This window comes from Candidatus Zixiibacteriota bacterium, assembly GCA_040756055.1.
Classification (GTDB): domain Bacteria; phylum Zixibacteria; class MSB-5A5; order GN15; family FEB-12.
The window spans coordinates 465,000-480,023 of sequence record JBFLZR010000002.1 but is presented as its reverse complement, the minus strand read 5'-3'; the positions used below and the strand labels follow the sequence as shown (position 1 = coordinate 480,023).

The following is a 15,024-nucleotide window of genomic DNA, read 5'->3' as shown; positions in this document are numbered from 1 at the left end:
CGGCCCCGGCGACAGAGAATTATTAACCCCAAAACCGGCTGTAAAAACCTCTTGACTTTATGAGACATATGTCTTATAATAGGCATATGGTATCACAAGTCAACATGAAGACCGGCAGGGCCAACCAGAAGCTTCGCACCCGCAACGCTCTGGTTGCCGCCGCCTGGCAACTGCTGCGCGAAGGCAAACAACCGACTATCGATGAAGTGGCCGATGCCGCCATGATCTCGCGGGCTACGGCGTATCGCTATTTCCCCAATCGTGAACGATTGCTGATTGAAGCCGTGCTGAGCCGCGAATCGGTCCCGGCCGAAAAAGTGCTCGCACAAACCAATCCGAACTCGCCGTCCGAACGCTCCGTCCGCGCGCAGCAATACATCTACGACCAGATCATCAAGAATGAAACGCTGTATCGTTCTCTGCTGCGCGCCTGTCAGGAAGAGTGGATGACTCACAAGGACCGCTTCGTTCTCCGAGGCGACCAGAGACTGGAACTAATCGATGAAGCCTTGCGCCCAATACAGGGAAAGATTTCTGATGACGAATTTAAGAAACTCGGCTTCGCTCTCGCCGCCATGACAAGTATAGAATCCTATGTTGCTCTTCGCGATGTCTGTCAGCTCACGAAACGGCAGAGCCGGGAGGTGATGAGTTGGGCAATCGCGAAACTGGTCGAAGCCGTGGTTTCGAAAGGTGACAGGTAACTCTATGCATCCTTTCGAACTCAGTAAATCCAATCGCGACCTACTCGCCCGGGCTTTCAAAAATGTGACCCGGGTCGATATCGCCATCGATAGTGTAATCGATGGTCAGATGGGCGAAGCCTTTACCGATAATCTCATCAACCCGACCGTCTTTATGCTGAGAATCGGCCCGTTCTGCTATTTTGCGGGTTCTGTTCACGGAGAGGGGGGAGAGGCTATGATCAGGAATCTGCCGGTGCATTCGCTGATCATGACCTGCCCTTCTGATTGGGTTGAAACCGCTATGAAGATTCACGGGAGCAAACTTCGACGTTTCCCTCGCTACAGTTTTTCATCTTGTACTCTCACTATGAGACACATAAAGGGCTTGCTGGACAAGTCACCGTTCCGGTCGCGGATTGTCAGTATCGATAGAGATCTTCTGGTAAGGATCTCCACAGAACCGGACCATTTCCTCGATATCTCGACCTACGACTCCATAGACGACTTTCTAAACAGAGGCATGGGCTATTGTCTAACCGACGGGAACACTTTGTGCGGCGTAGCATACGCTTCTCTGATCAGCCATGCTGCCATTGAAGTGAGCATCTATGTTGTGCCGGATTACCGAACAAAAGGAGTGGCCACGGCTCTGGCCTGCGCCCTGATTAAAGAGTGTCTCGAGAACAATCGTGAGCCGCACTGGGATGCTGCCAATGTTGAATCATGCACTCTGGCGGAAAAATTGGGATACACTGCGTCGGGCACCTACGATGCTTTCTATCTGGTCCCCTGAAGTGTTAATCTTCAAACGTTCCGAAGCTTCGGGGGGGCCGATGCCAGAAGACGCTTGACTATGTAAATAAACACTCCGGTCAAAAGAAGATTCAACGCCAGCGAAAGAGCGGCTACCGTCACCATCTCACCACCGATACCGTAGCTCAGCGAAATGATCAACACCCCGGCGCCGACCTCCCCGCGCGGCCACATACCCACACACAACGCCAGGCGCTCCTTCCAGTGCGCCTCCCTGCGGTAAACAAACAGAGGAAACATCTTGCCGATATTTGCCAGCGTGGTGATAAACACAACGTGTGCCGCGATCCACAGCCAGCTACCGCCGGCAACCACGATCGGCGGCATCGCCAGCCCCACCAGTACCATAAAAGCACCCGATATTATCGTCGATACCTTCTGTTCCTGCGGACTCTCCGGGCCCTCCTGATGTCCGTCACGGGTATCGTCGAGATGCGGATCCTGTCCTCTCGGGTGAGCCATCATACACCCGAGAACGAAGGCCGGAAGCAGCACCTCGATATGGATCGGCACCACATCATCGAACGTCTTAGACAACCGGTATATTACCTCTGATACGATCGTGATTGCGGCGGCATAACCCAGCACCCACCGCCAGGTGACCGGTATGCGGAATTTGTGGAGATATTTCCACGCCAACCACAGAAGCACCACCATCACCAGCACGATAACGCCAAGCTGCCACCGCAGTCCCACGATGAGCATCTTGAGCGGTATCATCAGAAGAACCGTATCGAGGTCATCAAATATGGCGAGTATACGAATCTTGCGGAAATACCACGTCGCCGAGAGCCCGGCTGCCGCGAGCATGGAAAACAGTACACCCGCTGATGTCGGCGCGGCGAACCGCCCGGCCAGAAGCGCCTCCTTCCATGCGTCAAAATCACTCAACGACCCGGCCGGGTACATGAAAATCAGGAAATAAAGCGTGCAGAAAATCCACGGAAAAGCCGCGGCCGTAGCCGCAACACCGTAATCAACAGCATAATCTTTGAGACGCGTCTTGTCGATCTCGAACTCGTAACCGACGTGGATCATGATAAATCCCAGGATCCACATAGTCAGGACACGAATCGTCTCCCGTGTGGCGGGGGCGTATGAGCCGAATATATCCAGGTACTGTGATGCCAGTAATCCCGCAACAAGAAGAATCGAAAATATAAAGACTTTACGCATCGCAACTCCCTCCATTAGCCCGAGGATAGAGCACTATCAGGTATGTTGTATTTTGCAAAAATTACGGCAATGTAGCCAATATAAAAAACCAAAAGCCCGGCGCCCTCCGCTTTTGACACGCGCCTTCCCGATATCGCCAGAGGTATACACGCTACCGCCGCCGCTACCATAACCGGTACATCGAACAGCGCCGCCCCCGAAGAAAATTCCATGTCTCCCGTTGTAAGGGCCGCCATTACCGGCAGGACCACTAACACATTGAATATGCAGCTTCCAAAAATATTCCCGACGGCGATATCCTTCTCTCCCCGGCGCACAGCTACCAGCGAAGTGACCAGTTCCGGAAGCGAAGTTCCCCCAGCTATAAGCGTCAGGCCAATCAATAACTCGCTCATGCCAAAAGCACGCGCCAGCCCGGTCGCCCCCTTAACAACCCAATGCGCGCCCAAGCCGAGGGCAATCACTCCCGCCAAAAGAAGCGCCACCTCAACGGTGATATATTTTGCGCTCCGCTCTTTATGACTCGATTCACTTCTGCGTCGATTGGTCCTGTTGGTTGCCGCTTCGCGCCTGACAAGCAGGAAATTCACAATCAGAAATGCGACAGCCGCCGCGAAAAGCAGAGCGGCTTCGAAGTGGCTGATACGATAGTCCGAAACGAAAATCCACGTGGCCACCGATGCCGCGATCATAAACGGGATGTCAAAGCGAAGAGACCTCTTCTCTACGGCAGGGGAGGAAAACAGAGCCACCAACCCCAATACACAGAGAATGTTGAATATATTGCTGCCGATGACATTTCCGAAACCGGCATCGACCTTGCCGACATACGCGCCCGCCGCTCCAACCGCCAACTCCGGAGCGCTCGTGCCGACAGCCACAATGGTCAGCCCGATAACCAGCGATGACAGCCCGGCCGCTACAGCCAGGCGTGAAGCGCTTCTCACCAGCAACTCCCCACCGCCGACCAGTACTATAAGCCCGATTATGAATAAAAGTACGTCGCTATTCACAGCCCTGTAATACCTTTGTGGATTTTGCTGTTAAACAATTACACCGCCAAAAAAGTGCCCGGTATAATCTCAGTACAGCGCCCCGCCCCGTTATTCTCAATTGTGTCCATAATACCTTTACCGTCCAACGTATGTGAATTATGAGAGCACAACCGTAGAACCCTCTTACACTAAACATGCGCCTCGCTCAAAAAAGGAGATACTGTGAAACCATCAATGCTTCTGGTACTATTGTTGACGTTCGCCGTTGCCGTCAAGGGAGAAATAATGACTCAACCCGTTACATATTACCACGGCGATGTGGAACTGGAGGGTTTGCTCGCCTGGGACAACAGTCTTGAAGGCGTCCGCCCCGGAGTCCTGGTCGTGCACGAATGGACCGGACTGAACGATTACGCCAAAATGCGCTGCCGCCAACTGGCCGAGATGGGTTATTTAGCCTTCGCGGTGGATATGTATGGCAAGGGTATCCGGCCTCAAACCACGCAAGAAGCCGCCAAACAGGCCGGCATCTATCGAAGCGACCGGCAACTCATGCGCGACCGCGCGGCTGCCGGGCTCCGTGTCCTGCTTACCAATGAAATGTGCGACACCTCCCGCGTTGCTGCTATCGGGTATTGCTTTGGTGGCGGCACGGTGCTCGAGCTGGCCCGCTCGGGAGCCGATATCGACGGTGTCGTCAGCTTCCACGGCAATCTCGACACACCCGACCCGTCCGACGCTGATAACATACGATGCAAAATCCTCGTCTGCCACGGCGCCGATGATCCGTACGTGCCTGACGATCAGGTAATTAACTTCTTCAACGAGATGCGCCCGGCCAAGGTCGATTTCCAGTTCATTGCCTATTCGGGGGCGGTACACGCTTTCACCAACGCGAATTCCGGCAACGATCCCTCAAAAGGCGCTGCCTACAACGCCTCTGCCGACCGCCGCTCCTGGCAGCACATGAGACTATTCTTCGATGAACTGTTCGAGTGAAAGTAGCAGTGGTCAATAGGGGAAAGGTTTGTTTGGGGCAAAGGCGTTTAAACTACCAGTTCTGGTGCTTTATCCGATGATGATTTCAACTTCTCAACGAGGTTATAAAAACTGATATAAGCGACAGGAATAAGCACCAGCGTTATCAGTGTCGATACAAATAGTCCGCCGATAACCGCACGGGCCAGTGCCGCCTGAATCTCACCGCCGGAGCCGGCGCCAAAAGCTAAAGGAAGCATACCCAGAACGGTTGTGCCGGTGGTCATCATGATCGGTCGAAGCCTGAGTTTACCCGCCTGAACCACCGCCTCGCGAATCTCCAGACCATACTCACGACGCATCAAATTTATGTAATCAACCAGTACTATGGCGTTGTTCACCACTATTCCAATCAACATGATGATTCCCATCAGGCTCTGCATATTCAATGATGTACCGGTCAACAGCAGAGTCGGCACCACGCCGATGATCGCCATCGGCACCGCCACCATCACGATCAAAGGATCTAAAAACCGTTCGAACTGCGCCGCCATGACCATATAGATCAGAATTAGAGCCATCACCACCGAAAGGAAGAAATCATACTGTGCCTCCTGCTGCTCTTCGTACTCGCCGCTGAAAATCAACGAAAACCCTTCCGGCAAGGGCACACTGTAGAGCCTGTCCTGGAGTTTCTCCACCACATCACCGAGCGCCGCCCCGCTCTCGAGGTTGGCCGTGATATATGTGACGCGCTGCCCATCGACCCGCTCAATCTCGGTGGGACTGCGACGACGGTCCACCGATACCACCGCCGAAACCGGAATCACCTGACCGCCGGCGCTGCGCACCGATACATTGCTCAGGTCCAGCGTACTCAGACGGTCCTGCGGTTGAAGTCGCACGGTAATGGGAAACTCCTCACCCTTCTCCCTGAACACACCGGCTCGACCTCCACCTACGTTAGTCTGAATTATGCGGGCAATTTCGCTGACCGACAACCCCAGGTCGGCGATTTTCTCCCGATCGATTATAAGGTTCTGCTCCGGACGCCCTTCGCGGCGGCTAATTCGTACATCGGCAACCTTGTCAACGTCTTCTATGATCGCGCGGATATCCTGTGCGAGACGATCCGCCATGGCCAGGTCATAACCTCTCAGCTCTATCTGAACCGCTTCCGACCCTCCGGAGCCGAACAACCTCCGAAGCATCCACAGTCCTGATTGCGCGCTCACCCTGACATTTGTTCCCGGGACCAACCCGGAAATACTCCGACGAATTTTGTCGGCTAGGTCAAAGCTGTTCACCGTGCGCGTGTCGCTGTCATGAAGCGCTATCTCTATCTCGGCGTCCCCCGGACGGATCTGAATCGATATGTGCTGAACCTGGTCCATCGGAACAATTTCTCGAACTATTGCCTCCATCTCATGAAGGTAATTGTTCACGACCGCAATGTTGGTCCCCTGTGCCATCTCCAGCTCAATGCTGATCTCGTTGGCGTCGGTCTGCGGAGCGAGTTCTACGGGTAACAGCTGCCACAGCAGTAGCGTTATTACCAGAAGCGTGCCAGCCGAACCGAATACAACCTTCTTGTGACTGAGCACCCGACCGATTAGATGAGAATAGGAAACCTCCAGCCTCTGAGTCCATGTCGTGATTCGCGAACGGCCGGATTTGCCGTTATTGTTCATTTTCAGATAGCGGCTGCTCAACATCGGCACCAGCGTAAGCGCGACAAAAAGAGAACAAAGCAGCGAGAAAACCACAACCATTGCCAGCTCTTTGAACAACATACCTGAGATGGTCTGCATGAACACCACCGGCAGGAAGATTACCGAGGTGGTCAGGGTCGATGCCACGATCGCGCCCGTCACCTGACGGGTGCCTACCAGCGCGCCTTCTTCAGGCGACTTGCCCTCCTCGCGCCGTCTGACAATATTGTCCAGGACCACGATCGAATTATCGACGATAAGGCCTATCCCCAGCGCCAACCCGCCGAAACTCATCTGATTGAGAGAAATCCCATTGAAAAATAACAAACCGAAAGTGGCGATCATCGAAATCGGAATTGACAGAGCGATAATGATAGTCGTGGAACCATTCCTTAGAAACAGGTACAGGACCAGAATAGCCAGAAGACCACCGAATAAAGCCGACTGTTTTACGTTGTCGATAGAACTTTTAATGAAATCACTCTGGTCGATCACCATGATCAAATCAATATCATCGCGCTCGCGATTGATCTGCTCCATGACCGCCCGCGCCGCCTCAGCCACCGCCACCGTGTTGGCTCCGGACTGCTTGCGAACCCCCAACCGCACCATCGGACGGCCATCAATCTGAACCACCCGGTTGATATCCTCATAACCGTCGACAACCTCGGCTACATCGCCAACCCTGATGGGTCTGCCGTCCACGACCGTTATAATCGTAGCGGCAATCTGCTCCAGCGACTGAAATTCACCCAGTGTGCGAACATAAGTATCACTGATGCCCTCCCGCATGTCTCCGCCCGGAAGCGTTATGTTTTCCCGAGCCAGGGCCTGCTCAACGTCGGTGGCGGAGAGTCTGCTCGATGCCAGACGGTCGCGTTTCAGGCGGACCTGAATCTCCCGGTACACCCCGCCCCAGACATCTATCGAACCCACTCCTGGAATCTGCTCGAACCTTTGCGATATTTCGCGCTCCAGCAGGCGCGTAAGCTCTTCCATGCTGCGATCCGACTGCGCCCCCATAATCACAACCGGGAAATTGTCCGGATCGAATTTCCACAACTGCGGCGATTCAACCTCAGGCGGGAGATCATCCCTTATCCGGTCCAGCGCCGCCCGAACATCATTGGCCGCCTCATCGATATTCGTTCCCTGCGAGAATTCCAGCGTAACCCTGCTGCGCCCCTCTTCGGATTGCGAACGAACTTCCTCGATATTCGGCACGCTGGCAATAGCGTTTTCCACCCGGTCGGTTATGATCGTCTCAACCTCTTCAGGCCCCACATTCGGATAGCTGGTAACAATGCTCAGCAGGGGATACTCTATCGGAGGGAGAAGATCCACCGGAAGAAAACGAAATCCCATTATCCCCAGGATGATGATAATCGAAAACGCCATCGTGGTGGCAATGGGACGATGAACCGCTAATCTGGTTATATTCATGGCTTCAGCCGCTACCCGGAATGGTTGTTTTAGATGCCGCCGGAGTCACTGCCGGTAGCCTGCTGTTTTTGCACAAGTTCGTCTAAAAGGTCTTCACGTTGAAGATTCTGAAGATGCTCCACCCAGTTCCAATTGACCGCGCGAACCCGCGCGTCGCCCGGCTCTCCTCCCAGCAAATCCTGACCGAGAGTTATCACCCAGCTGCCGGATTCGACTCCAGCCACACCGGCGCTCATCCGACCCTTGGCGACAATGTCAACCGGAATGAATTCAAACGGCACCGGTTCGGTCAGACTGCTCGATTTTCCCACTTCGACACCCTCAATCGGAACACGATTCAGGGTATCGCGGCAAACATAGACACCGGTAGAGCCTGTGAGCGGGTTTTCATAAAGGGCGGACAGGGGAACCAGCGTTGCCCGCTCGCTCTCACCGTAGTAAACATCAACCGTCACGAACATGCCCGACTTTAGAGCATGGCCCGGATTGGCCAACTCTATTTCCGCCTCGGTGCTGTGCGTGACCGGATGAAGGAAAGGGGAGATACGCTTTAATTTGGAGGTAAGCAGCCCCGATGGTATGCTCGCCGAACGTATTTCCGTGCGCTGGCCGGTTTCGATATAAGTAAGCATGCGGTCACTGAGCACGATATCCACTCGAACCGTGTCGAGTTGTCCCAGCGTAATCAGACGCGAACCCGGCCCAACCGTCATTCCAACTTCGGCGTTGCGGTTGCCGACTGTGCCGGCCACCGGCGCCCTTATCACGGTCTGCGCCACCGCTTCTTCTCTTTCGGCAACGGTGGCAGCCGCCTGATCGACTCGCGCCCGTGCAAGAGCCACATCGGCCTCGGCTGAAACTGCCTGTGTCTGTGCCGTCTCAAATTCCGCGTCGCTGGTCAAGTTTTTCTCCGCCAGCGCCTGCATTCGTCGAAATTCCGACTGAGCCTCGGTCAGCCTGGCCTCGGCTTGACGAGCCTGGGCCAGCGCTATCTGGTAGGCCGCCTGCGCCTGCTTTAACCTCTCCTGAAATTCCGTGTCCCGCAAACTCACCAGCGGCTGTCCCCTGTCAACCTCGTCGCCGTTCTGCACGTGCACGGCCTTAACAATCGCGCTAACCTCAGCGAACAACTCCACCTGATTCTTCGCCTTGACTACGCCGCTGAGTCTTTCGATTAAAGGAAGAGACCCCTGCTGGGCCTGCACGGCTTCAACAGCGGGAATAAGCTTATCACGCCCGTTTCGGGCTTCGCCCGATCCGCCGGAGCACCCCGACAATAAGAGCGAGGGAACTGCTAACAATATCAAGAAATATGTTCGTCGTTTATCCACTGGCGTCACTCAATTCTCTGTTTATACGGAGTTTCAGGAACTTGCGTCTATCAATGGGCAAAATAATTGCCGCCCTAAAATAAAGTCTTCCTCCCGAAGTGCCTTCACGCTCGGAATAATACGGAAAGTCAAGACCCAAAATAAGCGTTCACGGCAAATGGGTCAAGGTATTACGGTAGCGGGGAAGTGACAAAGGTCGGGCCGACGGGGCCGTTCTAACGCAGATCCAGCCCACCTTTTCATCTGGTGTGGCTTGCGATGAAAAATAGCCTCGTAAGCAATTCTTGCCGCGATTGGACTATCGAAGCAGCATCATCTTCTTGGTCTGTACGTGGTTGTCAGTCTCGAAGCGATATAAATACACTCCCGAGGCCACCAATCTACCATCCGCAGATCTTCCGTCCCAGCTAACCGTATATGACCCGGCCGGAAACTCGGCGTTCACAAGACTCTTCACCAGTTGCCCGGAAATGTTGTATACCTCGATCTTGATATGACTGCGAACAGGCAGATTATATTCAATCGTCGTCTCGGGATTGAACGGATTTGGATAGTTCTGTGATACATTGAATTCAGCCGGGAGTTCATCACCCGCGGTGTCGCCGCTTACGTCCGCTGGATCCTCCGGTTCCAACAGGGTGATCTCGTCGATTCTTACGTCCCCCTCATAGTCATCCGTGTGCGGCTCGCCGACATAAAAGTAATCCGGTTCGTCCATCGCAAAGACATTGGACAGCGGCACCGGCGTGGTCTCTTCGAGAATATTCTGGTTCCCATCATAGAGCCTCAGGATTATGAATCCTCCGGTTTTTTCCAGCTCGGCGTAATACCAGGTGTCGTATTCATACGTGTAAGCCACATTCCAATTCCAGGGAGAGTCGTCCCAGGAGTCTCCGTCCCAGGTTCTGAGAAGATTACCTCCCGCATTCGTCTCCGGCGCCATGTAAACCATGTACACCGGGTGAAATGTCTCGCCACCGCCATAATCGAGGTGGTTATCCACATCAATAACCATCTTCCGATGATAATGCCACCACAGTTCGGCGCATTCGTTACCGGAGCAAAGACCGTTGGTGATTGTCAAAAAATAAACGCCGTTCTCATACAGACCGCCGTGGGTGTTGAAATCTGGGTCGACATAATCGGCTGGCTCATAATTCATCAAGTCGTAATTTATATAGCCTATTTTCGTTCGAATTTTGTATTCTTCCGGCAAAATATCCGTGCTGTGTATCAGTGCCGCGTTCCAGAAATCCGGCGCATTGAGCCAGGCATAACCGTTGGCAACATATATCGCACCGCCGTTTATCAGCTGATATGTTAACCAGCCGTCCGTCCCGAACTGCTGGCTGTCCATCGCCGTATAATCCCCATCGAACGTTTCTTGATACCGGACAACCCAGTCGGTGTCATCAAACGCTGCACCCGCGCCTCGCGCGCCGTCCGGCTGCATCCCTGAAGCAAGGGCCGCCAGGACTATCACTGCCATTCGTTTTGCGTATGCCAATCTATCCTCCTATCAATGTCCCCCCGCCAAGATTCTTCTCAAATACTACGCCCGTTGTCCAGCCATACGGCAAGATTTCCTAAAAATTCTCAGGATTATGCTGTCGCGGTTGATGGCAGGCTGGAGTTCGAAACAACGTAAACGTCCACCTTTAGAAGAAATTGTCTGGTTTCTCGAACACCAGCAAGCCGGCAACCGCGAAAAACATAGAATTCTCGGCTCCTCCGAAAGCTAAACGCCGATATGGCGTCAAAAAGATTGTTGTAGACACACTGTCGTTGTACTGTCTTTTCCAAATTTGTGCCAAAAGATGCTGACTTAATAACGCTTGGCAAATCGTATTAATTCGGTACTCGGTCAATGTCTCAGGTTCCGATTCCCACCGCCGCCTATCTCTCTGGTTTAGTTGTTGTTGTTCTGTGGTTTACGCTGTTTAATCTACATCCGAAATACAAACACTATAAGCTATCGACTGAATCGGTTTGACACAATATCGGGCACATTATTTGCCTTGGTCTCATGTATTGTGGATACTACTGGGTGGTTTGTTGCGAGAAGTTTACGCCGAACGGCAGCAAGATAACGTGCGAAGTCAGCACGAAACCTTGCACTCCGTAACGGTATAAACAGTGCTCTCCGGCTGAGGGACTGTCTACAACAATGATGGTATAACACGCCGGTGTGGGAAGCAACGGCTTCCCACACTTTTTTTGTGTCGCCCCCCCTCAACCACACGGAATCAGGGAAGTAATCGATCACTTGGCCTCTGGCGCCTCATTTAGAACCTGAGCGAACAAGCTAAACCGGGGCCGTTGGTGGCCGACACCGTCGGACCGGCCTTGAGCCTGTCAAGCGGTACTGTCTGCCACCTGCCACCGCAGATCCCTGATCCAACCAGAGCTCCGACGACGAATCCTCCTGCCACAGCTATGGCAGTTCCCAATCCGCTTAGATAATCCGATGAGTAAATATCTCCCGATTCGGATCTCGACTCTTGTGATAACCCCAGAGTCAATCCGAGCGCCCCTCCCGCCATGGCGAACAGGACAATCCCGGTCGAGTTGGCAGGGTGCCATACTTTGATACTCGCAATGGAATCAACCGGTAGTGCACCCAGAGGCAGGGGGTAAATAGTGTATATGGGAAGACGCCTTTCGATATCGCCGCGGCTGAATCTCACCGGGACAGCCCGGTCCTGGACAAACAGCGTTACCTCGGCATAACTCACCTGCGAAATCGGCACTATGACACTGCTTCCGTCGTTCGATACACCTACAATAGACTTCGAATTTACCTCATACCGCGCGCCCAGGTACGGGAACTCGTAAGACACGCTGTCGTTGGTAACCACCCGGTTGAGCGTTACATCGCTCTTTGTCCGCAACCGCAGAGTATCTTTGTCCAACCCGGCTATATACCCCACGAGTTCCGATCCCCCGCCTTTCACATCCGTGACACGAACTTTCTGATTCACTTTCAGCGATGAGCCAGTTGCTTGGGCGTTACACACTCCAGCGAGCATAACCGACGTGATCACGCACACCACCGGCAGCTTCAATCCACGCAAACTCCTGAACATAATATCCCCCTTTCCTAAAATGATTTCCTTCTCGTCGCCGGTTGCCCACTACAACGGCCTCCAGCAAGTCACCTTGAACATCACATCCTGCTCCCAATAACCGAGCGGACTGTTCACCGGGACTGTCCGGCAATCGTAACCGGTCGCCTTGTCCCAGCCAAGTCCCCGACACACGGCATCAGCAGCTTTCTGATCGCAATTGGCCACCGACTCTCCATATCCGAGGTCGAAAGTCTCTGTCTCGCCCGGTCCGGTTGAACTCGAGCAACCGATGACGAATGCGACAGCGCAAACCAGCAGTAGAACCTTTATCATTCAATGGCCTCCTTTCTTAATCTCATATCAGTATATCACAACTACCGTGCCTGAAAAATCCTGGCGGGCAATCTAACCGCAAGTGGTTGACATTGAAGAAATTCGCAGTGGCCCAAATATCCGTATGGCCAACGCCCGGTGGATAGAATCTAACAAAGAAGAGAAATTGCTATCCTGCCTCCCTGCTCAGATTCTGATTCCTAACCCGATGAGGAATATCAGATGATTCAGGGAAACGTTGCTGAGCGGCAACTTCGTCAGAACCTCTCCCTGTCGATTTTTCGCGTCGATTGGGCCAACGTCAAACGCTCCGGTGAGTCTGTACTGAACGCCCAGGTGTACGAATACAGCGGATCTTGCAGGAACTGTTAGTCCGGCGCCGGCGAGCAACCCCAGCCTTTCCGAGTGATGTTGTACTCCGGGAGAATATCCTGATCCTCCGGTTGACACCTTAAACTTTAAAGAGTACACGGCCGGACCCAAACTGAAATAAATCAATCGGGTTGGATTGAACCGGGCAACGAGCCCGTAAGTGGTCACCTTCATTCCATTGATTTCCAGCGCCGCATCGGTTGACTGCGTCCCCAAATCGCCACCATCGTAATAACCGGATGTCGAACCGATCTGCGTTGAACCATAAACAGCCTGCAGTCCAAGCCGGGGCTTGATTTCACGACTCAATGTTACGGTGTAGCCAAGACGATTCTGGTCGGTGTACGGCAGATCGACCGAATAACAGAATATCTGCCCGAGGTCCCCGCACGGACTTCCATTAAGCCGTCCCACTATCATGGCGCTCTCGAGATCGCTCGCGGATCCGCTGAAACGGTATCCGCCGTTTATCGTCAATTCCCAGCCATGCTTCTCACGAGGCGCTGCTTTTCTGGCGACAGCGTCACTGACTACCAGACTCACAACCATGAGCACAGCGATGACCCGTTTCATAAACTCGGCAATCATGCTTCACCTCCATTTCTGCAAGTCATAATCGCAACCGTCGTGCCGGTTAACCCCAGCGGGAAACAGTTGGCCGAAGTACTTGATTTTGCGTGGCTTATATTAAGGAAGGACTAATGATATGCCGGGACGCGTTGGATAGATGATAACCATGAGGCAGAGCAATTAACCTACCGACGTTCGTTGATCGAACTCGCTTCCTGAATTCCGGTGGCCACTTCGGGAAGAATACCCTTCTTGATATATATCGGACGCACCAGCTTCCTCAGGGCGGGAAGTTTGAGCCAGAACAGAATTCCCGCGATAACACAACACACCCCGCCAATCGCCACTGTTGCCGGTGTGCCTATTCTTGCCCCCAGACTGCCCGCCATGAGACTTCCCACCGGAACCGTCCCGAAAAACGCCATAGCATAAAGACTCATAACCCTCCCGCGCTTGTCATCATCGACAATGGTCTGCAAAACCGTGTTGCTGGCCGCCATCTGCAACATCATGCCCATCCCCACAAAGAACAACAGCGCTATCGATATCCACAAATGCCTCGAAAGCGAAAACAGAATGAGCCCGGCGCCGAACGTGATCGCCGCGAACGTGATCACTTTCCCGAGACCAACCACTGTCCGTCTCGAAGCCAGATATATCGCCCCAACGAGGGCGCCCGTGCCAACGGAACCCATCAGTATCCCCAGCGTGTCCGGTCCGCCGTGAAGAATATCCCTGGCAAAGACCGGCATCAGCACGGTATAGGGCATGCCCATTATACTGACCAGCGCCAGCAGAAGCAGAATCGCGCTGATGGGCGGAAAACCAAAAGCGTACTTGAACCCCTCTACGAAATTAGCCAGAATGCTTCCCCCGTTGCTTTTCGTTTTTTCCAACCGCAGTTTCATCGCCAGAAGCGCGGCGATAACCGCCACGAAGCTCAGAGCATTGAGCAAAAAGCACACGCCTTCTCCAGCCGCCGCAATCAAAAACCCGGCTATAGTCGGCCCTATGAGACGGGCTCCGTTGACCATGGTTGAGTTGAGAGCGATGGCGTTGCTCAGATCATCACGATGCTCGATCATCTCCACCAGAAGCGACTGCCTCGACGGCATCTCGAACGCGTTTATCACTCCGAGGAAAAGCCCCAGAACCACAATGTGCCAGACCTGAATCAAGTCGGTCAACACCAGCACGGCCAGAATCAGCGCCTGAGTAGCCGCGAGTATTTGAGAAACGATCAGGATGTGATAGCGATTCTTCCGGTCAACAATGACGCCTGAAAAAGGCGCCGCCAGAAACGTGGGTATCTGCGTACTGAATCCGACAATTCCCAGCAAAAACACCGAGTCAGTCAATCGATATACCAGCCAGGCTTGAGCTATTCGCTGAATCCATGTTCCTACGAGCGATAGCCCCTGACCGGCAAAATAAAGCCGGTAGTTGCGTGAACCTAACGCCCTGAGAATAAAGCCTATACCGGATTTAGTGTTTTGATTAGACGTCTTTTCCATCCTATTCAAAGTAGCCTGCATCGCTGTTGTCCG

Annotated in this window: 12 protein-coding genes; 3 read left to right on the top strand and 9 right to left on the bottom strand. The window is 53.5% G+C overall.

Annotated features, from left to right (window positions below; translation table 11 throughout):
- Nucleotides 1–86: 86 nt before the first annotated feature.
- Together AB1483_05395 and AB1483_05390 are read left to right on the top strand one after the other, a co-directional pair.
- Nucleotides 87–704 carry a TetR/AcrR family transcriptional regulator gene (locus AB1483_05395; GenBank protein ID MEW6411892.1) on the top strand — a complete coding sequence of 206 codons (618 nt, stop codon included), beginning with the start codon at nucleotides 87–89 and terminating at the stop codon, nucleotides 702–704.
- 4 nt (nucleotides 705–708) lie between these two features.
- Nucleotides 709–1,479, top strand: coding sequence for a GNAT family N-acetyltransferase (locus AB1483_05390; GenBank protein MEW6411891.1), 771 nt, complete (start codon nucleotides 709–711; stop codon nucleotides 1,477–1,479).
- Nucleotides 1,480–1,490: 11 nt separating this feature from the next.
- Here AB1483_05390 and AB1483_05385 read toward each other — a convergent pair whose 3' ends face one another.
- Together AB1483_05385 and AB1483_05380 are read right to left on the bottom strand one after the other, a co-directional pair.
- Entirely contained in the window at nucleotides 1,491–2,675 is a 1,185-nt protein-coding gene (locus AB1483_05385) for a sodium:proton antiporter (protein ID MEW6411890.1), read from the bottom strand.
- 14 nt (nucleotides 2,676–2,689) lie between these two features.
- Nucleotides 2,690–3,688, bottom strand: coding sequence for a calcium/sodium antiporter (locus AB1483_05380; protein ID MEW6411889.1), 999 nt, complete (start codon nucleotides 3,686–3,688; stop codon nucleotides 2,690–2,692).
- A gap of 216 nt (nucleotides 3,689–3,904) precedes the next feature.
- Between AB1483_05380 and AB1483_05375 the strand changes: the two genes are divergently transcribed.
- Nucleotides 3,905–4,669 (top strand): dienelactone hydrolase family protein, encoded by a 765-nt coding sequence (locus AB1483_05375; GenBank protein ID MEW6411888.1) that lies wholly within the window; start codon nucleotides 3,905–3,907, stop codon nucleotides 4,667–4,669.
- 47 nt (nucleotides 4,670–4,716) lie between these two features.
- Here AB1483_05375 and AB1483_05370 read toward each other — a convergent pair whose 3' ends face one another.
- From AB1483_05370 to AB1483_05340, 7 genes are all read right to left on the bottom strand, one after another.
- Nucleotides 4,717–7,803, bottom strand: a complete 3,087-nt coding sequence (locus AB1483_05370; protein ID MEW6411887.1) for an efflux RND transporter permease subunit — start codon at nucleotides 7,801–7,803, stop codon at nucleotides 4,717–4,719.
- 29 nt (nucleotides 7,804–7,832) lie between these two features.
- Nucleotides 7,833–9,134, bottom strand: coding sequence for an efflux RND transporter periplasmic adaptor subunit (locus AB1483_05365; protein MEW6411886.1), 1,302 nt, complete (start codon nucleotides 9,132–9,134; stop codon nucleotides 7,833–7,835).
- A gap of 298 nt (nucleotides 9,135–9,432) precedes the next feature.
- Complete coding sequence (locus AB1483_05360; protein MEW6411885.1) at nucleotides 9,433–10,641, bottom strand: T9SS type A sorting domain-containing protein; 1,209 nt, start codon at nucleotides 10,639–10,641, stop codon at nucleotides 9,433–9,435.
- Between the two features lie 778 nt (nucleotides 10,642–11,419).
- The gene (locus AB1483_05355; protein ID MEW6411884.1) at nucleotides 11,420–12,220 is read right to left on the bottom strand and encodes a hypothetical protein; all 801 of its coding nucleotides are present in this window, start codon (nucleotides 12,218–12,220) and stop codon (nucleotides 11,420–11,422) included.
- A gap of 48 nt (nucleotides 12,221–12,268) precedes the next feature.
- Nucleotides 12,269–12,535 carry a hypothetical protein gene (locus tag AB1483_05350; GenBank protein ID MEW6411883.1) on the bottom strand — a complete coding sequence of 89 codons (267 nt, stop codon included), beginning with the start codon at nucleotides 12,533–12,535 and terminating at the stop codon, nucleotides 12,269–12,271.
- A gap of 186 nt (nucleotides 12,536–12,721) precedes the next feature.
- A complete protein-coding gene (locus AB1483_05345; GenBank protein ID MEW6411882.1) occupies nucleotides 12,722–13,495 on the bottom strand; it encodes a hypothetical protein in 774 nt (257 codons plus the stop codon).
- 167 nt (nucleotides 13,496–13,662) lie between these two features.
- Nucleotides 13,663–14,991 (bottom strand): MFS transporter, encoded by a 1,329-nt coding sequence (locus tag AB1483_05340; protein MEW6411881.1) that lies wholly within the window; start codon nucleotides 14,989–14,991, stop codon nucleotides 13,663–13,665.
- Nucleotides 14,992–15,024 lie beyond the last annotated feature (33 nt).

Bases quoted from the DNA above. Each gene is read 5' to 3' on its own strand.
- AB1483_05350 (MEW6411883.1), bottom strand. From the start codon at position 12,535: ATGATAAAGGTTCTACTGCTGGTTTGCGCTGTCGCATTCGTCATCGGT.
- AB1483_05370 (MEW6411887.1), bottom strand. From the start codon at position 7,803: ATGAATATAACCAGATTAGCGGTTCATCGTCCCATTGCCACCACGATG.
- AB1483_05375 (MEW6411888.1), top strand. From the start codon at position 3,905: ATGCTTCTGGTACTATTGTTGACGTTCGCCGTTGCCGTCAAGGGAGAA.
- AB1483_05355 (MEW6411884.1), bottom strand. From the start codon at position 12,220: ATGTTCAGGAGTTTGCGTGGATTGAAGCTGCCGGTGGTGTGCGTGATC.
- AB1483_05390 (MEW6411891.1), top strand. From the start codon at position 709: ATGCATCCTTTCGAACTCAGTAAATCCAATCGCGACCTACTCGCCCGG.
- AB1483_05385 (MEW6411890.1), bottom strand. From the start codon at position 2,675: ATGCGTAAAGTCTTTATATTTTCGATTCTTCTTGTTGCGGGATTACTG.
- AB1483_05395 (MEW6411892.1), top strand. From the start codon at position 87: ATGGTATCACAAGTCAACATGAAGACCGGCAGGGCCAACCAGAAGCTT.
- AB1483_05345 (MEW6411882.1), bottom strand. From the start codon at position 13,495: ATGATTGCCGAGTTTATGAAACGGGTCATCGCTGTGCTCATGGTTGTG.
- AB1483_05340 (MEW6411881.1), bottom strand. From the start codon at position 14,991: ATGGAAAAGACGTCTAATCAAAACACTAAATCCGGTATAGGCTTTATT.